Source organism: Streptomyces sp. SCSIO ZS0520 (assembly GCF_025643355.1).
Lineage (GTDB): Bacteria > Actinomycetota > Actinomycetes > Streptomycetales > Streptomycetaceae > Streptomyces > Streptomyces physcomitrii.
Window position 1 is genome coordinate 1315977 of sequence record NZ_CP092644.1, and the last position, 24646, is coordinate 1340622.

Here is a 24646-nt window from a genome sequence, read left to right on the forward strand (position 1 = left end):
GCACACCGGTCCGGCGGCCCACCCGCCTTCCGTATCAGGGCAGTTGGGAGCGGTCGTAGGCCCGGCGGGCGGCCGTGGGAGGCGGTCAGACGTGCGGGACGGGCAGTCCGTAGGCGGCCCACTCGGCGAGGGAGGCCGGGTCGCCCTCGGCGGCCCGCCGGAAGGCTTCCTCGTAGGCCTCGTCGCCGATCGCGGCCCGCGCCATCCGCTCGCTCTCCTCCCGCAGCGGGGCCACCTCGGGGGTGCCGCGCTGGGGGTGGCCGACCAGTTGCCAGTACGTGTGGCCCGCCCCGTAGGCGAGGGCGGCGTGCCGGGCCTGCCCCTGGTGGGCCCAGGCGACGGCCGCGAGGTCGAGGCCCATGGCGATGCCGAAGCTGTCGCCGATGCGGCGCTTGGCGTCGAGTACGGCGCGGGCGTGCTCGACGGCGTCCTCGGCGCGGCCGTCGAGGAGGGCGATCAGGGCGAGTTGGTAGTCGGCGTAGGAGCGCGTCCAGTGCTCGCCGTGCCCGAGGCACAGGTCCCGCAGGTCCTGCGCCTCGCCGCGGGCCCGGTCGAGGTCCCCGGAGCCGGTCAGCGCGAAGATCCGGATCAGCCGGCACAGGACGGTGCCGCGGTCGAAGCGGGCCTCCTCGCCGGGGCCCGCGCTCTCCCGGAGCCCGGCATCGGCGATCGTCAGCGCCAACTGCGGGCGGCCCTTGAGGAGTTCGCCGAGGCCCTCGGCGTAGGCGGCCTGCTGGAGGAGTTCGCCGGTGCCCTCCTCGACCGCTGCGGCCCGGCAACGCGCCGCCACCGCAAGGCCCTTGTCGTGCTCGCCGCGCAGCAGATGGCAGAGCGCGAGCAGCCACAGTCCGCGCACCCGCGCCGGGCCGGAGGCGGGTGCGGCGGCGACGGCGCGGTCCATGTAGTGCTCGATCTCGTGGAGATGGCCGTTGCAGACCCAGAAGAAGCCGATGTCGGTGAGGAGTTGGAGGGCGGCCCCCGGGTCGGTGGCGAGCAGATGGTCCGCGGCGGCCGCGGTCTCCGCGTACCCCTTGCCCACCTGCGCGTACCAGGCCGCCTGGTGCGGGCCGAGCCACTCCCGGTGCGCCCGCGCGGCGAGCCGGCTCAGGAAGCGGGCGTGCCGGTCGGCCGCGGCGTGCTCCTCGCCCGATTCGGTGAGGCGCTCGTGGCCGTAGTCGCGGATGGCGTCCAGCATCCGGTACCGGCCGTCCTCCTCGGTGAGCACGGACCGCTGCACCAGGCCCGCGAGGGCCTTGTCGACCTCCGCGGGCTGTTCGAGGGGCGGGGCGCCGCCCGCGGTGGCCTGGGCCAGCTCCGGTCCGAAGGAGCCGCGGATCACCGACAGCCGTGCCCAGGCCAGGCGTTCGGCCTTGTCGCACAGCTCATGGCTCCAGTCGATCGCCTCCCGCAGCGCGTCCGGCCCGGGCTCCGTCCCCGGACCGGGGGCCCCGGCCGCTGCGTCGGCGGGCCGGCCCATGTCCAGGCCCGAGCGCACCCGGTCCGTCAGCTCCACCAGGGAGGCGGTGCGCAGCTGCGCGGCCGCCAGCTCGATCGCCAGCGGGACGCCGTCCAGGCGCTCGCACAACCGCCGGGCGCGCTCCTGGTCCTCGGCATCGTGGACCAGCACCCCGGCGTCGGCGGCCCGGTGGGTGAACAGGGCGAGCCCCGCCCGCGCGGGGGCCAGCGGCTCCACCCGCAGGACCTCCTCCTCCGGGAGCCGCAGCACCTCCCGGCTGGTGGCGACGGCGGTGAGCCGGGGGCAGTCGGCGAGCAGCCGGGCCAGCAGCGCGCGGCAGCCGGGCACCAGGTGCTCGCAGGAGTCCAGGACGAGGATCAGGGGCCGCTCGCCGATGAATCCGCACACGGCCTCCAGGGCGGTACGGGCGGTGTGGTCGGCCAGACCGAGGGCGTCCGCGACGGCGTCCGCGAGCAGGGCGTCGTCCCGCAGGGACCGCAGCCGCACCCAGTGGACGTCCCGGCCCCCGCGGTCCTCCTGCGAGGCCAGCGCACGCAGCGCCAGCCGGGACTTGCCCACCCCGGCGGTGCCCGTCAGGGTGAGCAGCCGCGAGGTGGCCAACGCCGTGGCGACATGGGCGAGTTCGGTCCTGCGCCCGACGAAGATGTTCGCCTTGTCCGGGATATTCATCAGCACGGGGCCAGTCTGCTCCTCCACCTGTCCGTTCAGGGCGAGAAGGAGTCAGAGCGACGCAACCGCTTGCGCGGGGCGAGTGCACCCCCTAGGGGGTGCCGATGCGCTCCTCTGGTGACTTTCGGACAGACCTCTCCGGGGAAGGCGTCCGAAATCCCGTCGTCCGCCCGGAGCGCGGGATTTCGGCCCCCCTCATACCGGCGGCATCCGGAGCCTTCTTTGCGCCAGGACCCCTGTTCACCGGAGCTTGTCTTACGCATCAGGCGCCGATGTGCAATGTTGTGTTCATGACATACGGCATGGCGCACCGCTCCGGTCGAGCCCCATCCGGAGTACCCGCTGTGGACGAAAGCTCACCTGCTTTCCCGCAGCGCTACGCGCGTAGCCGCCGAATCCGCCCCCAGGGAAGAGGAGTTCGAGTGAACAAGGTCATCAGGAACGCGGCGATCGGCACCTCCGCCCTCGCTCTCGCGTTCTTCTCCTCCAGCGCCGTCGCCCAGGCCGCCTCCAGCGACACGGCGTCCGCCGACGTCGGCGTCTTCGCCAAGCTCAGCCACTCGCAGGCCGCCTCCCAGCTCTCCAACGCCGGTATCGGCATCCGCTCCAGCGGCGGCTGCTCCGACCGCAACACCCCGACCTGCACCTCGCTGGAGCAGGTCAACTCCGCGACCATCCAGGGCGCGATCACCCTGAAGGGCGCCTCCGGCTGCGCCCTGACCGTCACCGGCGGCACCGAGGTCGGCCACGCCAGCGGCACCTACAGCCACTGGAACGGCTACAAGCTCGACTTCGCCATGACGAGCTGCCTGACGAACTACATCACCGGCACCTTCACCTCCATCGGTGGCGGCAAGTGGCAGTCCGGCTCCGGCAACATCTACTACAACGAGTCGAACCACTGGGACGTGACCTACCACAACTGCGGCGGCTGCTGACCGCCGTTCACGCACAGGGCACGGCACGCGTACGGGGGCGGACGGGCAACCGTCCGCCCCCGTACGCGTGCTCAGGAGGGCCGGGCACGCGCCGCCGGAAGCGCCCGGCCGCGCCGCCCCTGCCGCGCCGCTCCCGCGAAGTTGACCGGAAATCAGCCGGTCCCGGCGGGCGCCGTCCGGGCCGCCGCCGCGGCGATGACCGCGGCGAGGGCGGCGAGGGCGGCCACGCTGGTCAGCGCCACCGGCAGGGAGAACCAGCCCGCCATGAAACCGATCGCGGGCGGGCCGAGCAGCATCCCGCCGTAGCCGAGCGTGGAGGCGGTCGCGACGCCGCTCGGCCCGGCGAGGGCACCGGCGCGTTCGACGGCCACCGGGAAGATGTTCGCCAGGCCGAGGCCGGTGACGGCGAACCCGGCGAAGACCGCGGCCGTGGACGGAGCCAGGGCGCCGAGGAACATCCCCGCCGAGGCGAGGGCGCCGCCGCCCACCACCGTGCGGGTGGGACCGAAGCGCTCCAGGAGCGCCCGGCCGGAGAGCCGCCCCAGCGTCATCGCCAGCGCGAAGCAGGAGAAGCCCGCGGCGGCCACCCCGGGGTGGGCACCCAGATCCTGCTCCAGGTGCAGCGCGCTCCAGTCGGCGAGCGCCCCCTCGCCGTACGCCGTGCAGAGCGCGACCAGTCCGAGGACGAGGACGACTCCGCGTACGGAACGGTCCTTCGGGGTGCTCCGGGCGCGGCCGGAGGGGAGTCCGCCGCGCGGGGCGGGCGCGGTGGTTGTGCGCTCGGGTGCGGTGGCGGGCCGGGGCTGCGCGTCGGCGGGCGGCGGGCCGGGGGGCTCGGAGGGCCGCAGCGAGGGGGCGGCGAGGGCGGTGATCAGGAGTCCCGCGGCGGCCAGGGCGGACAGATGGCGGGTCGGCGTCAGCTCTCCGGCGACCAGGCTGCCGAGGCCCGCGCCGGCCATGCCGCCCAGGCTGAAGGCGGCGTGGAAGCTGGGCATGACGGGCCTGCCGAGCGCCCGCACCAGGTCGACGGCGGCGCTGTTCATCGCCACGTTGATGCCGCCGTACGCGGCGCCGAAGAGCAGCAGCACCAGGCCGAGCGCGAGCGCGGAGTGGGTGAGCGGCGGCAGCGCCACGCTCAGCGGCAGCAGGACACCGCAGGCCGCGGTCACCCGGTGGCTGCCGTAGCGGGCGCAGAGCCGTCCGGTGAGCGTCATGGTGAGCACGGCACCGGCCGAGACCCCGAGCAGCGCGAGCCCGAGCGCGCTCACCGAGGCGCCGGTCTGCTCCTTGATGGCGGGGATGCGCACCACCCACCCCGCGAAGACGAATCCGTCGAGGGCGAAGAAGACGGTGAGCGCGGTCCGCGGGCGCAGCAGGCCGCGGGCGGTGGCCTCACGGGCAGCGGGAAGGGTTTTGTTCAGTAGCGGCACAAATTCAATGTACGGGCGCACCCCTCCCCGCGACAAGGCAGGCGGAATCGGTGCCGGTCCGGCAGACGTTCCGGACGGGCACGAGGGGGGCGGCCGTTCACCGCTCCCCGGCCGGAACCTCCCGGGCACAGCGGTCCAGGACCCGGTCCACCAGCATCCCGGCGGCGCCGGTGTACGCGGCCGGGTCCAGGAGCCCCCGCAGCTCCTCCACCGTGTGGCGGCCCGCGAGGGCGGGGTCCTCGGCCAGCACCTCGGCGAGGTGGACGCGGCGGGTGGCCGCGGTGGCGGAGGCGCGGGCCACGAGGGATTTGGCCTCGGCCCGGCCGAGCTCCACGGAGAGCAGGGCGGCGAGGCGCTCGGAGACCACCAGGCCCCGGGTGAGGCCGAGGTTGGCGCGCATCCGCTCGGCATCGACGTCCAGGCCTTCGGCGAGTTCGGCGGCGGTGTGCGCGGCGCCCCCGGCCAGGCGCAGGGCGTCGCGTACCGGCTGCCATTCGGCGTGCCAGGCCCCGGCGGGCCGCTCGTCGTCCGCGACCGCGGTCTGCATCAGGGCGCCGACCAGGGCGGGCACCTGGTAGGCGGCCGAGCGGATCAGGGCGGAGAGCGCGGGGTTGCGCTTGTGCGGCATGGCGGAGGAGACCCCGCGGCCCTCGGCGGCCGGTTCGAAGACCTCGCCCGACTCGGTGCGCGACAGGAGCTGCACATCGCCCGCGATCCCACCGAGCGCGCCGGTGAGCAGGGCCAGCGCGGCGCCGAGGTCGGCGAGCGGGGTGCGCACGGTGTGCCAGGGCACCAGCGGTTCGGCGAGGCCGAGTTCGGCGGCGAGCGCGGCGGGCAGCTCGGTGAGGTAGCGCCGCCCGCCGTCCTCGGCGGTGGCCGGGAGGTGGACCAGGGCGTACTCCAGGTAGCCCGCCAAGGTCCCGGCGGCGCCGCCGAGTTGGACGGGCAGGCCCTGCTCGCGCAGCCGGCCGAGGCGCGCGCGGGCGTCGAGCACGCCGCCCAGCCAGCCCGCCGCCTTGAGGCCGAAGGTGGTGGGCACCGCGTGCTGGCCGAGGGTGCGGGCGGCCATCGGGGTGTCCCGGTGGCGGGCGGCGAGCGCGGCGAGCGCGGCGGCGGTGCGGTCCAGGTCGGCGAGGATCAGGTCCAGGGTGCGGGCGGCGAGCAGCATCAGACCGGTGTCGAGGACGTCCTGGCTGGTGGACCCCTGGTGGACGCTGTGCGCGGCCTCCGGGTCCCGGGCGGCGACCAGTTCGGTCAGCTGCCGCACCAGGGGGACCACCGGGTTGGCGGCTCCCCGTGCCCGTACGGCGAGTTCGGCCAGGTCGAAGTCCTCGGCGCGGGCGGCCTCGGTGATGTGCCGGGCGGCCGCGGCGGGCACCGTGCCGAGGCGGGCCTGCACCCGGGCGAGGGCCGCCTCGCTGTCGAGCATGGCCTGCAGGCAGGCGCGGTCCGAGGTGGCGGCGGCGGCCGGGGTGCCCGCCCATACGGGGGCGAAGAGGCCGGAGTCGGCGGTGTGCTGGGGAGGCGTCATCGCTGCTTCCTGGTGGTTCGGGGCGTCCTGGTCGTCCGGTCCTGGCCCGGTGGCCGCGGGCGGGTCCGGCGGTGGTGGCCCCGCCGCCGGATCCGCCCGCGGTGTCAGGGCGTGCGGGAGGTGCCGGACTCGGCGGCCGGTGAACGGTCGCGGGTGGCCGGGAGTTCCAGGACGGCCAGGGCGATGGCGTCCGAGTCCTGGAGGGTCACCGAGTTGACGCCGGGGCGGATCCCGGCGGCGGTCGCCCAGTGCACGGCCTCGGTCGGGATCCCGTAGGCGAAGCGGCGCGGGTGGGCGCGGCCCTCGGCGTCCACGAGGCGGTAGGGGCGGGGGGTGACGGCGAGGCCGCCGGTCTCGTAGGCGCCGAGTTCGGGGTCGGGGATGGTGTAGGGCCGGGCCTGTCCGGTGGTGAGCAGATGGCCGAGGAGGGGGTCGGTGGTGCGGCGGATGTCGGGCTCGGGCAGCCGGGCCTCGATGAGGGTGGTGACATGGGCCAGGGAGCCGGGGACCGCGGGGGCCTCCACGGTGAAGGCGCGCCGCTCGGGGTCGGTGCCGACCTGCATGCCGGGGCCGAGGACCCGCACCACGTCCGCCTCGATGAGCGCGATCATCTGCTCGATGCGGTCCGGGGGCGGGCCGATGGACAGGAAGGCGTTGAGCGGGGTGAACCAGCGCTCCAGGTCGTCGCGGTAGGAGCGCCCCCGCAGACCGGAGTGGTCCACCACCAGGCGGACCTCGTTGCGCAGGTCCCGCAGCACGTCCAGGGCGGATTTCAGCGGGCCCTCGACATTGCCCCGCGCGGACTCGACGAGGTCGCCGCGGAGCATCTCCACCAGCCAGCCGTGGTGGTCGCCGACCCCGCGGAAGCCCCGGTCGGCCTGCGGGGCCCACAGGTTCTTCCAGTCCCAGCGGTCGCCGGGGCCGATGCCGAAGGCGTCCAGCAGGTCGAGTTCCTCGGCCGATCCCCAGGCGGTGCGCACATAGCGGTCGGCGAAGGACTCGGCCTCGGCCGCACCGGCGCGCCCGGCGAGCACCGCCGCGTAGTAGACGGTCTCGACCTCCTTGGCGATCAGCGGCCACAGGTCGGTGCCGAATTCGAGGCCGCCGCGGCGCTCGGCGTCGGCGCGCAGCTGCTCCAGTACGTCCGGGGTGAGCACCCGGGGCGTGTGGCGGCCGTGCGCGCCCTTCTGGTTGTGGCCGCGCGAGTGGTACGGGACGCCGCGCCGGGAGGAGGCGTACAGCCGGGGCTCGCGGCCGGAGGGGTGGTAGACGAGGGTGCCGCCGGTGCGGGTGTAGGTGCCGCCCCGGCCGAGGGTGAGCAGAGTGAGGTGGTCGAAGAAGTTCAGGCCGAGTCCGCGCAGGGCGACCGCCTCCCGGGGCCGGATGGCGGAGAGGTCGAGGTCGGCCGGGTTGGCGGGCGGTACGTACCGCAGCCCGTGCTCGGCGGCGAAGTCCGCGAGCGCGCGCCCGGTGGCGCTCTCGCGCACCGGCAGGTGGCCCTGGGCGAGGACCACCGCGTCCAGGTCCGTGAGCCGGGAGCCGTCGTCGAGGCTCAGGGACTGCGGTCCCTCGGGCGGGCCGTCCAGGGCGACCGCCCGCTGCGGATGGACGAGCACGCTCAGCCGCCCGGGCGCCTCGCGCACCACCTGGCGGAAGACCCACTCCAGGTAGTGGCCGTAGAAGGCCCGGGTGGGGTACGAGTCGGGGGTCAGATCGCGTGCCTCGGCGCGGACCTGGTCGTCGTAGTCGGCCGGGTCGAGCCCGGCGCCGGGCAGCGGTTCGGTGTCCTGGACGAGCGCGGCGGCCCATTCGTACAGGCTCGGTCCCGGGGCGATGTCGCCCTCGATCTCCACGCTCTCGTCGGTGAACAGGGTGACCTGGGAGGCCACCGTGTTCATCAGGAGGTGGTGCGACTGGTCGGTGCGCCAGACGCCTCCGGCGCCGGGGCGGTGGGGGTCCACCACGTGCACCCTGAGGGTGCGTCCTGGCGCGAGGTGCCGACGGGCGTTGACGCACAGCCGCTCCAGGACCGACAGGCCTCGCGGGCCGGCGCCCACGAGGCAGACCTCCAGGTGTCCGTCACTCACTCAAGTCTCCGTCGTTCCTGGGCGCCCCGGCGCGCGTCCGGGGCGGGACGCGGCGGGCACCGGACGGCTGGGGTGTGTTGTCCGGGTCTCGTCGGGGCCGCGCCGCGCGGATGGCGCGGCACGGCGCGGGTCCGCCGGGCGAGCCGGGCTCGGCGGACCCTGCCTCGTCTCAGAGGACCTCGACGGTGGCACCGGTCTCCAGGCGGTGCCGGCAGTCCAGGACGAACTGGGCCTGGTCGCGGACGAGTTCGTAGTCGAAGTCGTCGTGGTCGGTGAGCAGCACCACCGCGTCGGCGGCGGCCAGCTCCTCCTTGGTGAAGTCGCAGCGCACCAGCTTGCTGTCCACGGTGACCGCCTCGACCACGTACGGGTCGGTGGCGCGGACGTTGGCGCCCATCTCCAGGAGCAGTTCCGCGACCCGCAGCGCGGGCGACTCGCGGACGTCGCCGGTGTTGGGCTTGTAGGCGAGGCCGAGCAGCAGCACGGTCGAGCCGGCCAGCGCCCTGCGGCGGGCGTTGAAGGCGAGCAGCAGCCGCTGGACCACGTGGTCGGGCATGTGGCCGTTGATGTGGTTGGCCAGCTCCACGAACTGGAAGCTGCGGCCGAGGGTGCGGCGCACCCGCCAGGACAGGTACTCCGGGTCGACCGGCAGGCAGTGGCCGCCGACGCCGGGGCCGGGGGTGAAGCGCATGAAGCCGAAGGGTTTGGAGGCGGCGGCGTCCAGGGCCTCCCAGACGTCCACGCCGAGTTCGTGCGCGTACATCGCCATCTCGTTGACCAGGGCGATGTTGACGTGCCGGAAGGTGTTCTCGATCAGCTTGGAGAGTTCGGCGACCTCGGTGGTGCGCACCGGGACGGTGGTGCCGGTGAGGGTGGCGTAGAAGGCCTCGACGGCTTCCAGCGAGGCCGGGTCGATGCCGGAGACGACCTTGGGGGTGTTCTCCAGGCGCCAGGTCGGGTTGCCGGGGTCGATGCGCTCGGGGCTGTAGCCGACGTGGAAGTCCTCCCCGGCGCTGAGGCCGGAGCCCTTCTCCAGGAGGGGGACGAGGAGTTCGACGGTGGTGCCCGGGTAGGTGGTGGACTCCAGGACCACGGTGGCGCCGGGGCGCAGCCGGGCGGCCAGGGTCTCGGCGGCCGACTCGATGTAGCTCAGGTCGGGGGCGCCCTCCCTGAGCGGGGTCGGCACGGTGATGACGGCGATGTCGAAGCCGTCGAGGTCGAAAGGATCGGTGGTGGGCAGATAGGTGCCCACCTGGAGGAGTTCGGCGAGTTCCGCGTCCTGGATGTCCTCGACGTAGGACTCGCCCTTGCCGAGGCGCCGGATGCGTTCGACGTCCACGTCGTATCCGATGACCGTATGGCCGGCCCGGGCCGCCCGGACGGCGACCGGCAGACCCACGTACCCCTGCCCGACAACGACGACCTTGCTGTTCACTGGTGCTCCTGTCGAAGGAAGTTGGTCAGCTCACCGGAGGGGGTGCGGGCGGCCGGGTCAGCTGAAGAAGGCGCTGACGGCATCGGCTGTCCGTTCGGCGTCCCGGTCGGTGAGCCCGAGGTGCAGCGGCAGCGCCAGGTGGCGGGCGGCGGCGAGTTCCGCGCCGGGTCGGCGGCCGTTGGAGCCCTCGCCCGCGTAGGCGGCGAAGGCGGGCAGCCGGGGCAGCGGCACCGGGTAGTAGACGCGGCTGCCGATGCCCTGGGCGGCGAGGTGGGCGGCGAGGGCGTCCCGGCAGATGGTCTGCACGGCGTAGACGTAGTGGCACTGGCCGTCCGCGCCGGTGGCGGGGGCGAGCAGGCCGCGCTGGCGCAGCGGGGCGAAGCGGGTGCTGTAGAGCTCGGCGATCTCGGCCCGCCGGGCGAGCATCTCCCCGGCGCGGTCGAGGCGGCCGAGCTGGTAGCCCGCGAGGACCTCGTCGAAGCGGCTGTTGACGCCGATCTCGTGGTGGACGAAGCGGTGGACGCCGTCCTGGCCGTGGTTGCGCAACTGCCGTACCGCGTCCGAGATCTCGGGCTTGTCGGTGACGACGACGGCGCCCTCGCCGGGCATCCCGAAGGGCTTGACCGGGAAGAAGGAGTACAGCCCCGCGTCGCCCCAGGTGCCGGCCGCCTGCCCGGCGAGCTTCGCGCCCTGCGCCACCGCCGCGTCCTCGACCACCGCGAGCCCGTGCCGCCGGGCGAGGGCCCGGATGGCGGGCATGTCGGCCATGGTGGTGAAGAGGTGGGCCGGGACGACGGCGCGGGTGACCTCGGTGATCCGGCTCTCCGCGTCCACCGGGTCGATGGTCATGGTCAGCGGGTCGACGTCGGCGAAGACCGGTACGGCGCCGATGCTCAGCACGGTCGCGGCCAGCGGCTCGGCACCGAAGGCCGGGACGATCACCTCGTCACCGGCGACCACGCCGACGGCGCGCAGCGCGAGGGCGAGGGCGAGGGTGCCGCTGCTGCAGGCCACCGCGTGCCGGGCGCCCGCCTGTTCGGCGAGACGCTGCTCCAGGGCGGCGGTGCGGCGGCCGAGGATGAACTTCTGCTCGGGGTCGGTGCCGACCTCGTGGAGCGTGGCGCGCAGCAGCTCCCGGTCGCGCTCGCCGAGGCGGGCGTCGGCGTAGGGGACGTCGGCGAGGGCCGGGGTGCGCGAGGTGGTCTCGGTCGTCATGACGTACTCCCGGTGAAGAAGGAGCGGATGGCTTCGCACACCCCGCCCAGCTGCGTCAGGGTGAGTTCGGGGTAGAGCGGCAGCGCGACGGTGCGGTGGCTTGCGGCCTCGGCGCGGGGGAAGTCCCCCTGCTGGTGGCCGAGATGGGCGAAGCAGGGCTGCCGGTGCAGCGGCAGCGGGTAGTACGTCTCGGTGCCGATGCCCGCGGCGGTGAGGTGCGCGACCAGGGCGTCCCGGCGGTCGGCCTCGATCAGGTAGACGTAGAAGACCGGGTCGACCTCGGCCTCGTGCTGGACGACGCTGGGGAGTCTGCGCACCCCGGGGATGCCGCGCAGGCGGCGGCTGTAGGCGTCGGCGAGCAGGGCGCGGCGGCGGATGTCCTCGTCCAGGGTGGTCAGCTTGGTGAGCAGCGTGGCGGCCTGGATCTCGTCCATCTTGCTGTTGGTGCCGACCAGTTCGCCCTGGAGGGCGCGCTCGGCGCGGCCCACCGGGTCGGGGCGGGGTCCGGGCGGGGCGGCCGCGCGCGCGGCGGCCGGACGGCCGTGGTCGCGCAACCGCCGTACGGTGTCGGCCAGTTGGTCGTCGTCGGTGAGGACCATGCCGGCGTCGCCCAGGGCGCCCAGGGTCTTGGTGGGGAAGAAGGAGAGCACGCCGCCCGCGCCGAGCAGCCCGGTGTGCCGGCCGCCGAGGCGCATGCCGATGCCCTCGGCGCTGTCCTCCAGGACGAGCAGCCCGTGGCGTTCGGCGACCTCCGCGACGGCGGCCATGTCGGCGGGCTGGCAGAACAGGTGGACCGGCATGATCGCCTTGGTGCGCGGGGTGATCAGCGCTTCCAGTCCGGCCGGGTCCAGGGCGTAGGTGAGCGGGTCGATGTCGGCGAAGACCGGGACCGCGCCCACCAGGGCCACCGAGCTGGCGGAGGCGAAGAAGCTGAAGGCGGGCACGATGACCTCGTCACCCGGCCCGATGCCCGCGGCGCGCAGCAGCAGGACGAGGGCGTCGGTGCCGTTGCCCACCGCGATCGCGTGCCGGGCTCCGGTGTAGCGGCCCAGGGCGGCTTCGAGTTCGGCGGTCTTCGGGCCGTTGCTGTACACGCCCGACTCGCATATCTCGTCCAGATGGGCGCTGAGCCGCGGCCACTGCCGCTCGAAGGACTCGGCTTGGGTGAAGAAGGGAACGGCGTCCACGGCGGTGTCCGTAGCGGTTGTCGCCTTGCTGGCCATCTCACTCCAGTCCTCTCGGCGCTGATGCTCGGACCGAAGGTAGACGGGGGCTCGGGCGCCGTTCGATAGCAATGACCCGACAAGCCATTGGCAATCGGCGGGGCAGGAACAGGCAACTGCGCGCAGAACACTGCCTATTAGCCGGATGCTCGGTTATTGCCAATCAGGAAACCTTGACTTGCCTCGGACGCGTGCCCGACGGTGATCCCCAATCCCACGGACCGACAGGAGTTTCCAGTCGTGACCGAAAAGAAAGTGATCCTCGCCGAACCACGCGGTTTCTGCGCGGGGGTGCGCCGGGCGATAGCAATCGTCGAGAAAGCGTTGGAAGTACACGGCGCTCCGGTATACGTGCGAAAAGAAATCGTGCACAACCACTACGTGGTGGCGGTGCTGAAGCGGCAGGGCGCGATCTTCGTGGATTCGGAGGAGGATATTCCACCGGGTGCGGTCTGCGTGTTCTCCGCGCACGGGGTCTCCCCCGAGGTCCGTGGCAATGCGCAGGCGCGCGAACTCACCACCATCGACGCCACCTGCCCGCTGGTCTCCAAGGTGCACCAGGAGGCCCGGCGCTACGCCCGCGACGGCCGCACCCTGCTCCTGGTCGGCCACGCCGACCACGAGGAGGTCGAGGGCACCTACGGCGAGGCCCCCGACCGCACGGTCATCGTGGAGAGCGCGGAGAGCGCCCGGGAGCTCGACCTGCCGCGGGACACCCCGGTGGCGGTGCTCACCCAGACCACGCTCTCGCAGGACGAGACCGCCGGGGTGATCGCCGAACTCAAGGACCGCTTCGAGGATCTGCAGAGCCCGGCCGACGGCGACATCTGCTACGCGAGCACCAACCGGCAGATCGCCGTCAAGGAGATCGCCCGGCGCAGCGACCTGGTGCTCATCGTCGGCTCGCGCAACTCCAGCAACTCGGTGCGCATGGTGGAGGTGGCCCGGCTGGAGGGCACCGCCGCCCATCTGGTGCCGGACGTCACGGAGCTGGACACCGACTGGCTGACCGGGGTGGACGCGGTCGGCGTGAGCGCGGGCGCCAGCGCACCGGAGATCCTGATCGAGCAACTCCTCACCCGTCTGGAGGAGTTGGGCTACGGCGGTCTGGAACTCGCGACCACCGCCAAGGAGGACGTCGTCTTCCAGCTGCCCTCGGGTCTCGGGCAGGCGCGCCCCTCCGCATGACCCCGCGTACGACCCCCGTCCGCTTGGACCGAAGCAGCGTTCCCCGGCGCGGGGAGCGCAGTCGCCCCGCGGGACCAGCCGTCCCGCCGATCACAGGAGAACGCTGATGACCGTCTCACCCGCCGCAGCGGCCATCGAGCGCCCGGGCCGGCTCGCCGCCGATTCCCGTGCGGAGGTCCTCGACCGCGCCGAACAGCGGCTCGTGGACCTGCTCGGCGCCGAGCACGCCGAATGGTCGGCCGTCGACCCGCGCGCCGCCGTCCCCGTCGACGCCATCCGGGAGCTGGTGCGCGCCGGCGGCAAGCGGCTGCGCCCCGCCTTCTGCGCCGCGGGCTTCCTCTCCGCGGGCGGCGACCCCGGTGACAGCCGGGTGGCGGACGCCGCCGCCGCCGTGGAGCTGCTGCACGCCTTCGCGCTGATCCACGACGACGTCATCGACGACTCGGACCTCCGGCGCGGCATCCCCACCGTGCACGTGCAGCACACCGCGCGGCACCAGGCCTCCGGCTGGCAGGGCGAGCCCCGCCGCTACGGCGAGGGCATCGCCATCCTCGCCGGGGACCTCGCCTTCTCCTACGCGGCGCAGCTCACCCAGGAACTGCCCGCCCGGGCCCGGCAGGTGTGGAGCCGGATGACCAGCGAGATGATCATCGGCCAGCACCTGGACGTCACCGTGGCCGCCGAGTCGGTCCCGGACCCGAAGCTGGCCCGCTACATCGCCAACGCCAAGTCCGGCCGCTACAGCATCCACCGCCCGCTCGAACTCGGCGCCGCCCTCGCCGGGGACGCCTCCGCCGCGGCCTCCTTCGAGGCGTACGGCACCGCGCTCGGCGAGGCCTTCCAGCTGCGCGACGACCTCATCGACACCTACGGCGACAAGGACACCGTCGGCAAGCCGGTCGGCGCCGACGCGGGTCAGCACAAGATGACCCTCCTGGTCAGCCTGGCCGCGCTGCGCGACGCCTCGGTGGGCGAGCTGGTGCGCGCCGCCGAGTGGGACGCCGCCGCCCTCGCCGAGGCGCTGAACGGCAACGGCGTCCGCGAGGAGGTCGAGCGCCGCATCGAGGAGCTGGTCGCCGAGGCGAAGGGCGCGCTCGCCACCGCCCCGCTGCCCGAGGAGTGGAAGCAGGAACTCGCCCTGATGGCGGAGGAAGTGGCCTTCCGCGACCACTGAGCCCCTACCGCGTCCGCTGGCGAAGCCGCCAGATCTCCCCAGGAGCTAAGGAACGGGAATGCTGAACACGTTCATCGTCGGCGGCGGCCGAGCCGGCCTCGGCCTGCACTGGCAGGTCCTGCGCAAGCTGCGCGACCGGCCGGACACCGCCGATCTGTGGGCGCCCGGACAGCCCGTGGTCTGGGACGTCCAGGACATCTCGGAGCGCGCCCGCTCCGAGGGTCTGGTGGCGGCGCGGTCGCTGGAGCACGCCGCCACGCTGGCGGACCCGGCCGAGACGGTCGTCCACCTGTGCACCCCGCCGATCGGCCGCTTCGACATCCTGCGCGAGCTGGCCGACCTCGGCTACACCCGGATCATCGTCGAGAAGCCGATGACGGTGGGCGTGACCGGGCTCGACGCCATCGACACCCTCGCCCGGGTGCGCGGGCTGCGGCTGCGGGTGGTCTCCCCCTGGCTGGCCAGCGCGCTCACCCACGAACTGACCGCGCAGGTACGCCGCGGCAGCCTCGGCGCGCTGCGCTCGCTGTCCTTCACCCAGTCCAAGCCCCGCTGGTCGCGCACCCTGCGCTCGCACGACCACGGCACCGCCTTCGACGTGGAGCTGCCGCACTCCATCGGGGTCGCCCTGCGCCTCGCCGGGGACGCCCGGGTGGTCGCCGCCAGCGTCACCGACATGCGCATCGGCGAGCAGGTCATCCCGCGGATGGGCGCCGCCCGGCTGACGCTGCGTCACCAGGGCGGTGTCACCACCGAGTTCCACTCCGACCTCACCTCGCCGATCCGCGAGCGCCGGATCGGGCTGCGCTTCGACGGGGGCCAGGCCGAGGGCCACTACCCGATCAGCGACGTGGACCACCACGCCAGCCTCACCGTGCAGGAGGGCACCGGCGCGGCGGCCGCCGCCGCGCCCCGGCTGCTCTTCGACGACGCGCTGACCCGGTACATCGAGGGCGCCTACCGGGACTACGCCACCGGGGCCGACCGCACCTCGGACGACTACGCGATCGCCCGCCGCGTCGTCCAACTCCTGCAGGACGCCCGCCTGATGGCGTCCGCGTCGCTGCCGGAGACGGACAGCGCACCGCCGCTGACCGGCGCCACCACCGCACTCGGGAACGGAGCCTCCCATGAGGGTTGACCGCATCCGCCTCAGCGGCATCGGGGACGAGGCCGCACCCGGCATCGACCGCCAGATCGCCGCCGTCACCCGGCTCGGCTGGGACAGCGTGGAGCTGCGCTCCGTCGACGGCACCGCCCTCGCCGACCTGGACGACGCCGCCTTCAAGGCCGTCTCGGGCCGGCTGGCCGCCGCCGGGCTCGGCGTCTCCTGCGTCGACTCCCGGATCGGCAACTGGGCGCGCACCGTCCGCAGCCCCTTCGAGGACGACCTCGCCGAACTCGACCGCCTCGCCGAGCGCTGCGCCGCCCTCGGCACCCGCTTCGTACGGATCATGTCGTACCCCAACGACGGTCTCTCGCAGGCCGATTGGGAGTACGAGGTGCTCGCCCGGATGGAGCAGCTCGCGGCCCGCGCCGAGCGGGCGGGCCTGGTCCTGGTGCACGAGAACTGCGCGGGCTGGGCCGCCAGCGACCCGGCGCGCATGCTGCGCCTGGTGGAGGCCGGGGGCCCCGCGCTGCGGCTGCTCTTCGACGTCGGCAACGGCATCGCCTACGGCTACGAGGCGCACGAACTGCTCCCGTACATCGCCCCGTACGTCGAGCACGTGCACATCAAGGACGGCACCGGCGACACCGAGACGCAGTTCTACTCGCTGCCCGGCGACGGGCGCTGCCGGGTCGCCGACTCGCTGCGGTACCTGTTCGACCGGGGCTACCGCGGCACCGTCTCCATCGAGCCGCACCTCAACATCCGCCCACACGAGGGCTGGTCGGACCCCTCCGGGGACTACGTGGACCAGTTCGTGGCGTACGGACGGCGCCTCGAGGCGCTGGTCGGCGCGCTCGGCGCGGCGGACACCGCCGGGGTCGCGACATGAGCCCCCGGCGGACCCATGAACCGGCGGGCAGGGGGCGCTCGGCGGTGAGGCCCGGATGAGCCGCACCTCCGACCTGCCCGCCACCGGCCTCACGCCCGCCCTGCTCGGCGAGGCGGACCGGGAACTCCTGCTGCGGCTGCTCGCCCTGCGCACCGCCGGGCCCCTGGAGACCGGCGGCCGCGAGCCGGTGGAGCTCTGGGAGGCCCAGCGCGTCTACGCCGAGGCGGCGGCCCGGCTGGGCTTCCGGGTGGTGCACCACGCCGCCGCCGGACCCGAGGCGCTGACCGGCGACCAGGTCCCGCTGGTGGTGCGCGAGGCGGTGCGCACGATGCCCGGCTTCCTCGACTCGCAGCCCAATATGGTGCTGCGCCTCGGCCCGGACGCACTCCCGCCCGAGGCCACCGTGATGTTCAACGTCCACCTGGACACCGTCGCGGGCGGCGGCCCGCCCTCCTTCGACGGCGGCCGCTTCCACGGCCGCGGCGCCATCGACGCCAAGGGCCCCGCCGTCGCCCTGCTCGCGGGGCTGCGCGCCGCGCTGGAGAGCGTGCCCGGACTCGGCACCGAGGTGGCCGTGCTGATCCAGCTCGTCTCCGGTGAGGAGGGCGGCGCGATGGGCGTCTTCGGCACCAAGGTCCTCGCCGAGCAGGGGTACCTCGGCCGCCTCAACGTCTTCTGCGAGCCCACCGGCTGCCGGGTGCTGCCCCGGGCGACCGCCTCCATGACCGCGCGGCTGCGCGTCGAGGGCCGCGACGGCATCGACGACGCGCCCGGCGCCGGCCACAACGCGACCGTGCTCCTCGGCTTCCTGGCCCAGCACCTCGCCACCGTGCTGCCGCCGCAGGCCACCGACGGCCAGGTCTGCGTCGCCGGACTGCACACCGGCGACCTGCACAACAAGGTCTACGGAACGGGCCGGTTGCTGCTCAACCTCTCCTACGGCTCCCCGGCGGGCGGCGAGGCCATGGAGCGCGCACTCGCCGAGGCGGTGCGCACCGGCCTGGAGGAGTTCCACTCCCGCTTCGCCGGGCAGCCGCTGCTCGCCCTGACCGCCCGCGAGGCCGCGGCGATCACCACACTGGAGTGGCTCAAGCGCGGGCTGCCCGCGCTCGGCGGCGAGGACACCTGGGCCGAAAAGCTGCTGCTCGACCGCGCCGGGCTCGACCCCTGGCCGCCCGAGGAGCCCGCCTTCACCTGCGACGCCATCTGGCTGGCCGAGGTCCCCGGCATCTCGACCGTGGTCTTCGGACCCGGCGACCTCGGCGCCAACCAGGCCCACGCGGAAGGGGAGTTCGCCGACCTGGCGGAACTCGACCGCTACGCCGCCGCACTCACCCGCCTGCTCACCACCTTCGCACGCAACCGGCTGGACCAGGGGAACTGAACGATGACGACCGCACCAGACGCCGGCACCACCGAGCCCGCCCACGCCGCCGAAGTCCGTGTCGACCTCGACGCGCTGCTCGACTTCACCGCCGCCGTCTTCCGCCACCACGGCCTGCCGCAGGACCGGGCCACCACCGCCGCCCGGGCCCTGGTCCACGGCGACCTGACCGGGGTCACCTCGCACGGCCTGACCAACCTCACCCGCCTGTACCTGAAGCTCTTCGCGGACGGCCGCTGCGACCCGGCCGCCGAGCCCGAGGTCCTCGCCGACCAGGGCGCCGCCGTCCTGCTCGACTCGCACAAGGCGCTCGGCCTGTGGGCGGCGAGCGAGGCCGTGGACCTGGCCGCCGGGCGCGCCCTGGAGTACGGGGTCGGCCTGGTGACCGTACGCGACGCCACCCACCTCGGCTGCGCGGGCGCGCACGCCAAGCGCGCCGCCGACCGCGGCATGATCTGCCTGCTCGTCTCCAACTGCGGCCGGCAGCGCATCATCCGGCCGCCCGGCGGCAGCGCCGCGATGCTCGGCACCAACCCGCTGGCCTTCGCCACCCCGGCCGGGCCCCGGCCGCCGTTCGTCCTCGACATGAGCACCACCGTGGTGCCGACCGGCCGGGTCCGCGGCGCCGCCAGGGCCGGCCAGGACATCCCGGAGGGCTGGCTGGAGGACGCCGAGGGCCGGCCCGTCACCGACCCCCACGCCCTCGACCGCGGCGACGGCTATCTGAAGTGGCTCGGCGGCGACGCGGAGACCGGCGCCTTCAAGGGCTACGGACTCGGCCTGCTTGTGGAGACCCTCGGCGCGATGCTGCCGGGCGCCGGACTCGGCCCGGAGCCCGAGGCCTGGTCCGGCAGCGGCAGCCCCAGCGGCCAGGACGACAACATCGGCTTCACCGTGCTGGTGATCGCCCCGGCGGAGCTGCGCCGCAAGGACGAGTTCGAGGCGCAGGCCGCCGGGCTCTTCGACGCGCTCACCGGCTCGCCCGCGGTCCGCGAGGACCGGCCGGTGCGCTACCCCGGCTGGTTCGAGGGCGAGCGCGCCACGGAGTACGAGAAGTCCGGGGTCCCGCTCTCCGCCGCCCTGTACGAGGAGTTGCGGCAGGTGGCCGCCGAACGCGGACTCACCGCCCCGGCCGCCCTGGACGACTGAGCCCGGCCGGCGGCCCTGCGGCCGGGCACTCGCTCGCCGACCGACCTGATCCACCCTGGAGGACACGGACATGGAACCCCTGCGGATCGGCGTGGTGGGACTCGGGGTCATCTCCCGGTTCTACCTCGACGCCTTCCCCCGGCTGCCCGGCACCGAGCTGGTCGCCGTCTGCGACCTGCGTGAGGAGGCGCTCGCCCCGCACCGCGCCGCGGGCCTGCCCTGCTACGACGACCACCGGCGGATGCTCGCCGAGGCAGGGCTCGACGCGATCGTGGTCAACGTCCCCAACGACGCGCACGAGGGGGTGTGCCGGGACGCCCTGGAGGCGGGCGTCGCCGTCTGCGTGGAGAAGCCGCTCACCCTGCGCCTCGAAGAGGGCCGCGCGCTCACCGAACTCGCCCGTGCCCGGGGCACGGTGCTCTTCACCGCCTTCCACCGCCGCTACAACGACAACGTCCTCGCCCTGCGCGACGGCCTCGCCGAGGACGCCGCCGTGGAGCAGCTGACGGTGCGCTATCTGGAGAAGATCGAGGAGCACGTCGGCCAGGACCGCTGGTACCTGGACCCCGAGCGCTGCGGCGGCGGCTGCGTCGCCGACAACGGGCCCAACGCCTTCGACGTGGCCCGGCTCTTCCTCGGCGAACTCACCGTCGAGTCCGCCGAGGTGGTCCGCGACGAGGCGGGCGTCGACCGCCAGGCCGTGGTCCGGCTGCGCTCCGCCGACGGGGTGCCCGCGACCGTGGAGCTGGACTGGTCCTACCCGCACGGCGAGGCCAAGGACGTCACCGTCCGCCTCAAGGACGGCACCGAGCGGCGGGCCGACATGCTCGCCGGGCACCACGAGTTCAAGAGCTCGCTCAAGCACGAATACGTGGGCGTCCTGGAGGAGTTCACCGCCGCGGTGCGCGACGAGGCCGATGTCACCCGCCCCGGGCTCGCGATGCTGGAGCTGGTGGAGGCCGCCTACCGCGAGGGAGACGCCGCGTGAACAGGACGGTCAACGGCACGGCGGCGGCCCCGCTGCTCGCGCCCAACCCGGAGAACGGCGAGAAGCGGACCGTGCGGTCCGAGGTGGTCAAGGTCCTTCGGCACCGGCGCGAGGACCGCGGCATGCGCCTGGAGGGCTTCGCCTCCCGCTGCGTACGCCGGGGCGAGCTGCACGAACTGGTCACCACCGACCACGTGGAGACCGAGGAGGGCGCCCGCATCGACCGGGTCGGCTTCCTCGGCTTCGTGGAGATCTCCCAGGCCGGGGTCATCGACCGGGGCGATGTGGTGCTGCTCGACGGCGAACCGCTCGGCATCGTCCTCGGCTACGACGCCTGCCACTTCCCCAACCACTACAACATCCTGATCCACACCGCCTGGACGCTCACCGGTCCCGAGGCGGGGCTGCGGACCGGTTCGCAGATCAGTTTCGCGCCGCCGTCCGCCGAGGCCGGCGAGCCGGGCCTCGGACGTCAGTGAACCATCCGAAAACCCCCCGGAGTTAGGGAGCTCAGCCATGGCACTACTGGAGGAGATCACACAACCCGGCGACCTGCGGGAGCTCAGCCACCCCCAGCTCGCCGAACTGGCGGCCGAGATCCGCGAGGTGATGATCGACACCGTCACCCGGGTCGGCGGGCACCTCGGCCCGAACCTCGGCGTGGTCGAGCTGACGATCGCCCTGCACCGGGTCTTCGACTCGCCCAAGGACACCCTGCTCTGGGACATCGGCCACCAGACGTACGTACAGAAGCTGCTGACCGGGCGGCGCGCGGCCTTCGACGGGCTGCGGCTGCGCGGCGGGATCTCCGGCTACGCCTCGCGCGCCGAGTCCCCGCACGACGTGATCGAGAACTCGCACGCCTCCACCGCCCTCAGCTACGCGGACGGGCTCGCCCGGGCCCGCGAGCTGACCGGTGAGAGCGACCGCGCGGTGGTCGCCGTCATCGGTGACGGCGCCCTCACCGGGGGCCTCGCCTGGGAGGCGCTGAACAACCTGGGCGGCGCCCCGCAGCGTCCGGTGATCGTGGTGCTCAACGACAACGAGCGCTCCTACGCGCCGACCGTCGGCGGGCTCGCCGCGCACCTGACCAGGCTGCGCGCGGCGGGCGCGGGCCACCACCCGGCGGACGGCAATGTCTTCGAGGAGTTCGGCTTCGGCTACCTCGGCCCGGTCGACGGGCACGACACGGCCGCCCTGGAGGAGGCCCTCACCCGGGCCACCGCCCTGGGCGGGCCGGTGCTCGTCCATGTGGTCACCGAGAAGGGCCGCGGCTGGCGGCCCGCCGAGACCAACGACCTCGACCGCTGCCATGTGGTCCGCGCGGCGCCCAAGGCGGTGGCCCCGGGCGCGGCGGCGAAGGCCCCGGCCGCACCCTCCTGGACCTCGGTGTTCTCCGAGGAGATGGTGCGCATCGGCGCCGAGCGCGAGGACGTGGTCGCGCTGACCGCGGCCATGCCGGAGCCGGTCGGACTCCTGGACTTCCTGCGGGAGTTCCCCGAGCGCGCCATCGACGTCGGCATCGCCGAGCAGCACGCCGCCGCCGCCGCGGCGGGCCTCGCGCTCGGCGGGCTGCACCCGGTGCTCGCCGTCTACGCGACCTTCGGCAACCGCCTGATCGACCAGATGATCACCGACATCGCCCTGCACTCCGCGCCGGTCACCCTGGTGATGGACCGCGCCGGGATCACCGGCGACGACGGGGCGAGCCACAACGGCATGTGGGACCTGACCCTCTTCCAGGCGGTGCCCAACACCCGTATCGCCGCACCCCGCGACGGCACCCGGCTGCGCGAGCTGCTCCGCGAGGCGGTGGCCTGGGAGGAGGGCCCGACGGTGCTGCGCTTCCCCAAGGGCTCCAGCGGCGAGGACATCCCCGCCCTGGACAGCACCGAGGGCTTCGACGTGCTGCACAACGCGCCCGGCCGCGATGTGCTGATCGTCTCGGTCGGCCCGATGGCCCGGCTCGCCCTCGACGTCGCCGAGCGGCTGGCCGAGTCCGGCATCGGCGCCACCGTGGTCGACCCGCGCTGGGTCGCCCCGGTCAACCCCACGCTGGTGGAGGCCGCCGCCTACTTCGACCGGGTGGTGACCCTGGAGGACAGCGGGCGCACCGGCGGCGTGGGCTCGGCCTTCGCCCAGGCCCTCGGTGACGCCGGGATCGACACCCCGGTGCGCACCTTCGGCATCCCCCGCGCATTCCTGGACCACGGTTCGCGTGCCCAGGTTCTCGAGGACTGCGGACTGACGCCCGGCGCCGTCACCGCACAGATCCACGACTGGCGTCAGCGCCGCAGCCCGGTGACCGCCTCCGGGGCCCCGGAAAGGACTTCCCTCTGATGACCGCGGTTTCTCTCGGTATTCCGTCCGTTCCGACCAGGCTGGCCGAGCGGCGCAAGAGCCGCCAGATCCAGGTGGGCACCGTGGCGGTGGGCGGGGACGCTCCCGTCTCGGTCCAGTCGATGACCACGACCCGTACCTCCGACATCGGGGCCACGCTCCAGCAGATCGCGGAGCTGACCGCCTCGGGCTGCCAGATCGTACGGGTGGCCTGCCCCACCCAGGACGACGCGGACGCGCTGGCCACCATCGCCAGAAAGTCGCAGATCCCGGTGATCGCGGACATCCACTTCCAGCCCAAGTACGTCTTCTCCGCCATCGACGCCGGCTGCGCCGCAGTGCGTGTGAACCCCGGCAACATCAAGCAGTTCGACGACAAGGTCAAGGAGATCGCCAAGGCCGCCGGTGACGCCGGGACCCCGATCCGTATCGGCGTCAACGCCGGTTCCCTGGACCGCCGGCTGCTGCAGAAGTACGGCAAGGCCACCCCCGAGGCGCTGGTGGAGTCGGCGCTGTGGGAGGCCTCGCTGTTCGAGGAGCACGGTTTCCACGACATCAAGATCTCGGTCAAGCACAACGACCCGGTGGTGATGGTCAACGCCTACCGGCAGCTCGCCGAGGCCTGCGACTACCCCCTGCACCTCGGCGTGACCGAGGCGGGTCCGGCGTTCCAGGGCACGATCAAGTCGGCGGTGGCCTTCGGTGCGCTGCTCAGTGAGGGGATCGGGGACACGCTGCGGGTGTCGTTGTCGGCGCCTCCGGCGGAGGAGGTGAAGGTCGGTCTGCAGATCCTGGAGTCGCTGAACCTCAAGCAGCGGGGTCTGGAGATCGTCTCGTGTCCTTCGTGCGGGCGGGCGCAGGTGGATGTGTACAAGCTGGCCGAGGAGGTGACCGCCGGTCTGACCGGGATGGAGGTTCCGTTGCGGGTGGCGGTCATGGGCTGTGTGGTCAACGGTCCCGGTGAGGCGCGTGAGGCGGATCTCGGGGTGGCCTCGGGCAACGGCAAGGGGCAGATCTTCGTGAAGGGCGAGGTCATCGCGACCGTCCCGGAGTCGAAGATCGTGGAGACCCTGATCGAGGAGGCCATGAAGATCGCCGAGCAGATGGAAGCCGACGGCATCTCCTCCGGCGAACCCGAGGTGGTCATGGCCTGAGCCGTCGACCGGCCCCGCGGGAAGCCGAGTTGAAGGTCTCGCCACAGGCGCGGGCGGGAGAGGAGCGAGTACGGCGCGGATCCGCACCGTACGCCCTCTCCCGCCCGCGCCGTCGTCCGTACGGGCCCCCGAACGCGCGCTGTCCCCGCCCGGCGAACCGGACGGGGACAGGCTCAAGGCAGGGAGGATCCCACCCCGGTCGGAGCAGGAATCAGATGATGCTCACACCGTAGGCGCTGAGCGCTTCGGTGACGGGCTGGAAGAACGTGGTGCCGCCGGAGGAGCAGTTGCCGCTGCCGCCGGAGGTCAGGCCGAGCGCGGTGCTGCCCGAGAAGAGCGAGCCACCGCTGTCGCCGGGCTCGGCGCAGACGTTGGTCTGGATCAGACCGGAGACGATGCCGTCGGCACCGTAGTTGACGGTGGCGTTGAGGCCGGTGACGGAACCGCCGTGGACGCCGGTGGTGCTGCCGCTGCGCTGGACCGACTGGCCCACCGAGGCGTTGCCGGCACCGGTGATCTCCTGGTAGCCGCCGTTGTAGAGGTAGACACGGCCGTCGGCCGCACCACCGTTGGAGTGGCGGATGATGCCGTAGTCGTTGCCGGGGAAGCTGGACCCGGCGGTGGTGCCGATCGACCACGAGCTGCCGATGTTGGTGCAGTGGCCCGCGGTCAGCGCGTACTTGGTGCCCGCGCTGTCCTGCACGTTGAAGCCGAGGGAGCACCGGGCTCCACCCGTGGTGATGGCCTCGCCACCGGCGATGAGCTTGGAGAACTTGCCGGGGGTGTGCTTGAGCACGAGAGCGTCGGCGTTCACGCCGGCCTCGTCCTTGATCTTGGCGATCTCGGCCTTGCTGACCGTGCTGTCGACGGTGACGACGACCTTGTCCGTCTTGGTGTCGACGTACCACGCGGTGCCGCCGACGTCGGCGGTGCGCAGGGAGTCGGCCGTGGCCTTGAGCTCGGTGGCGCTGAACGTCTTGGGGGCCGGCTGGGCCGAGGCGGTGGCGGCGGGGACCGCCAGTGCCGCGGTGGCCGCGAGGCCGGTCGCCACGGCGATGAGTCGTGCGCGTCTCGAAAGGTGGCGGGGGTGTGAGAGTCGCACTGTGTGTCCTCCAGGTCGTGGGGAACCAGGGGGCGTGATGGACGCCCCCATGACACGTCGTCAGGAATGTGAAGGTGATGTGACCCTGACAACGTTGCTTATGCTGGGCAGGCCGGCCCGTCCGCGCAAGACCCCCGGGACAGGGCTGGCCGACATGCAGGC

Annotated in this window: 19 protein-coding genes; 11 read left to right on the top strand and 8 right to left on the bottom strand. The window is 73.5% G+C overall.

Translation table 11 applies throughout. The features are described from left to right. Positions 1-85: 85 nt before the first annotated feature. Positions 86-2152 (bottom strand): ATP-binding protein, encoded by a 2067-nt coding sequence (locus tag MID12_RS04340; protein WP_263165006.1) that lies wholly within the window; start codon positions 2150-2152, stop codon positions 86-88. A gap of 416 nt (positions 2153-2568) precedes the next feature. Between MID12_RS04340 and MID12_RS04345 the strand changes: the two genes are divergently transcribed. Next, complete coding sequence (locus MID12_RS04345) at positions 2569-3084, top strand: hypothetical protein (RefSeq protein WP_263165008.1); 516 nt, start codon at positions 2569-2571, stop codon at positions 3082-3084. A gap of 152 nt (positions 3085-3236) precedes the next feature. Here MID12_RS04345 and MID12_RS04350 read toward each other — a convergent pair whose 3' ends face one another. The 6 genes from MID12_RS04350 to MID12_RS04375 all read right to left on the bottom strand — a co-directional run bounded on the left by MID12_RS04350 (position 3237) and on the right by MID12_RS04375 (position 12005). Next, the gene (locus tag MID12_RS04350) at positions 3237-4514 is read right to left on the bottom strand and encodes an MFS transporter (RefSeq protein ID WP_411576903.1); all 1278 of its coding nucleotides are present in this window, start codon (positions 4512-4514) and stop codon (positions 3237-3239) included. A 97-nt stretch (positions 4515-4611) separates the two neighbouring features. Beyond that, a complete protein-coding gene (pcaB, locus tag MID12_RS04355) occupies positions 4612-6045 on the bottom strand; it encodes a 3-carboxy-cis,cis-muconate cycloisomerase (protein ID WP_040246812.1) in 1434 nt (477 codons plus the stop codon). A gap of 104 nt (positions 6046-6149) precedes the next feature. After that, positions 6150-8132 carry an FAD/NAD(P)-binding protein gene (locus MID12_RS04360; RefSeq protein WP_263165010.1) on the bottom strand — a complete coding sequence of 661 codons (1983 nt, stop codon included), beginning with the start codon at positions 8130-8132 and terminating at the stop codon, positions 6150-6152. A 169-nt stretch (positions 8133-8301) separates the two neighbouring features. Next, complete coding sequence (locus MID12_RS04365; protein ID WP_040246814.1) at positions 8302-9567, bottom strand: nucleotide sugar dehydrogenase; 1266 nt, start codon at positions 9565-9567, stop codon at positions 8302-8304. 57 nt (positions 9568-9624) lie between these two features. After that, positions 9625-10782 carry a DegT/DnrJ/EryC1/StrS family aminotransferase gene (locus MID12_RS04370; RefSeq protein WP_040246816.1) on the bottom strand — a complete coding sequence of 386 codons (1158 nt, stop codon included), beginning with the start codon at positions 10780-10782 and terminating at the stop codon, positions 9625-9627. Continuing rightward, complete coding sequence (locus MID12_RS04375; protein ID WP_052482114.1) at positions 10779-12005, bottom strand: DegT/DnrJ/EryC1/StrS family aminotransferase; 1227 nt, start codon at positions 12003-12005, stop codon at positions 10779-10781. The genes MID12_RS04370 and MID12_RS04375 overlap by 4 nt, the downstream gene beginning before the upstream one ends. Positions 12006-12296: 291 nt before the next feature. Here MID12_RS04375 and ispH point away from each other — a divergent pair, with 291 nt between their 5' ends. From ispH to ispG, 10 genes are all read left to right on the top strand, one after another. After that, a complete protein-coding gene (gene ispH, locus MID12_RS04380) occupies positions 12297-13193 on the top strand; it encodes a 4-hydroxy-3-methylbut-2-enyl diphosphate reductase (protein ID WP_237283026.1) in 897 nt (298 codons plus the stop codon). A 106-nt stretch (positions 13194-13299) separates the two neighbouring features. Then, positions 13300-14367, top strand: coding sequence for a polyprenyl synthetase family protein (locus tag MID12_RS04385; protein WP_040246818.1), 1068 nt, complete (start codon positions 13300-13302; stop codon positions 14365-14367). A gap of 58 nt (positions 14368-14425) precedes the next feature. Then, the gene (locus tag MID12_RS04390; protein WP_263165014.1) at positions 14426-15508 is read left to right on the top strand and encodes a Gfo/Idh/MocA family oxidoreductase; all 1083 of its coding nucleotides are present in this window, start codon (positions 14426-14428) and stop codon (positions 15506-15508) included. Then, the gene (locus tag MID12_RS04395; RefSeq protein ID WP_263165016.1) at positions 15498-16367 is read left to right on the top strand and encodes a sugar phosphate isomerase/epimerase family protein; all 870 of its coding nucleotides are present in this window, start codon (positions 15498-15500) and stop codon (positions 16365-16367) included. Before MID12_RS04390 ends, MID12_RS04395 begins: the two co-directional genes overlap by 11 nt. Positions 16368-16422: 55 nt before the next feature. Beyond that, on the top strand, positions 16423-17751 hold the full coding sequence (locus tag MID12_RS04400) for a M20/M25/M40 family metallo-hydrolase (RefSeq protein WP_263165018.1): 1329 nt from the start codon (positions 16423-16425) through the stop codon (positions 17749-17751). Positions 17752-17754: 3 nt separating this feature from the next. Beyond that, the gene (locus MID12_RS04405) at positions 17755-18900 is read left to right on the top strand and encodes an Ldh family oxidoreductase (protein WP_040246821.1); all 1146 of its coding nucleotides are present in this window, start codon (positions 17755-17757) and stop codon (positions 18898-18900) included. A 70-nt stretch (positions 18901-18970) separates the two neighbouring features. Beyond that, positions 18971-19888: a Gfo/Idh/MocA family protein gene (locus tag MID12_RS04410; RefSeq protein WP_263165020.1), complete on the top strand. Its 918-nt coding sequence runs from the start codon at positions 18971-18973 to the stop codon at positions 19886-19888. Beyond that, entirely contained in the window at positions 19885-20367 is a 483-nt protein-coding gene (locus MID12_RS04415; RefSeq protein WP_237282655.1) for a DUF6917 domain-containing protein, read from the top strand. Before MID12_RS04410 ends, MID12_RS04415 begins: the two co-directional genes overlap by 4 nt. 37 nt (positions 20368-20404) lie before the next feature. Next, the gene (locus MID12_RS04420; protein WP_040246823.1) at positions 20405-22228 is read left to right on the top strand and encodes a 1-deoxy-D-xylulose-5-phosphate synthase; all 1824 of its coding nucleotides are present in this window, start codon (positions 20405-20407) and stop codon (positions 22226-22228) included. Next, entirely contained in the window at positions 22228-23382 is a 1155-nt protein-coding gene (ispG, locus tag MID12_RS04425; protein ID WP_263165021.1) for a flavodoxin-dependent (E)-4-hydroxy-3-methylbut-2-enyl-diphosphate synthase, read from the top strand. Before MID12_RS04420 ends, ispG begins: the two co-directional genes overlap by 1 nt. 211 nt (positions 23383-23593) lie before the next feature. On the opposite strand, the gene MID12_RS04430 is transcribed toward ispG, so the two are convergent. Beyond that, positions 23594-24484, bottom strand: coding sequence for a S1 family peptidase (locus MID12_RS04430; RefSeq protein ID WP_040246826.1), 891 nt, complete (start codon positions 24482-24484; stop codon positions 23594-23596). Between the last annotated feature and the right edge of the window lie 162 nt (positions 24485-24646).

Coding starts and splice junctions, on each gene's coding strand:
- pcaB (WP_040246812.1), bottom strand. CDS start 6,045: ATGACGCCTCCCCAGCACACCGCCGACTCCGGCCTCTTCGCCCCCGTA.
- MID12_RS04370 (WP_040246816.1), bottom strand. CDS start 10,782: ATGACGACCGAGACCACCTCGCGCACCCCGGCCCTCGCCGACGTCCCC.
- MID12_RS04375 (WP_052482114.1), bottom strand. CDS start 12,005: ATGGCCAGCAAGGCGACAACCGCTACGGACACCGCCGTGGACGCCGTT.
- MID12_RS04385 (WP_040246818.1), top strand. CDS start 13,300: ATGACCGTCTCACCCGCCGCAGCGGCCATCGAGCGCCCGGGCCGGCTC.
- MID12_RS04390 (WP_263165014.1), top strand. CDS start 14,426: ATGCTGAACACGTTCATCGTCGGCGGCGGCCGAGCCGGCCTCGGCCTG.
- MID12_RS04395 (WP_263165016.1), top strand. CDS start 15,498: ATGAGGGTTGACCGCATCCGCCTCAGCGGCATCGGGGACGAGGCCGCA.
- MID12_RS04400 (WP_263165018.1), top strand. CDS start 16,423: ATGAGCCGCACCTCCGACCTGCCCGCCACCGGCCTCACGCCCGCCCTG.
- MID12_RS04405 (WP_040246821.1), top strand. CDS start 17,755: ATGACGACCGCACCAGACGCCGGCACCACCGAGCCCGCCCACGCCGCC.
- MID12_RS04410 (WP_263165020.1), top strand. CDS start 18,971: ATGGAACCCCTGCGGATCGGCGTGGTGGGACTCGGGGTCATCTCCCGG.
- MID12_RS04420 (WP_040246823.1), top strand. CDS start 20,405: ATGGCACTACTGGAGGAGATCACACAACCCGGCGACCTGCGGGAGCTC.
- ispG (WP_263165021.1), top strand. CDS start 22,228: ATGACCGCGGTTTCTCTCGGTATTCCGTCCGTTCCGACCAGGCTGGCC.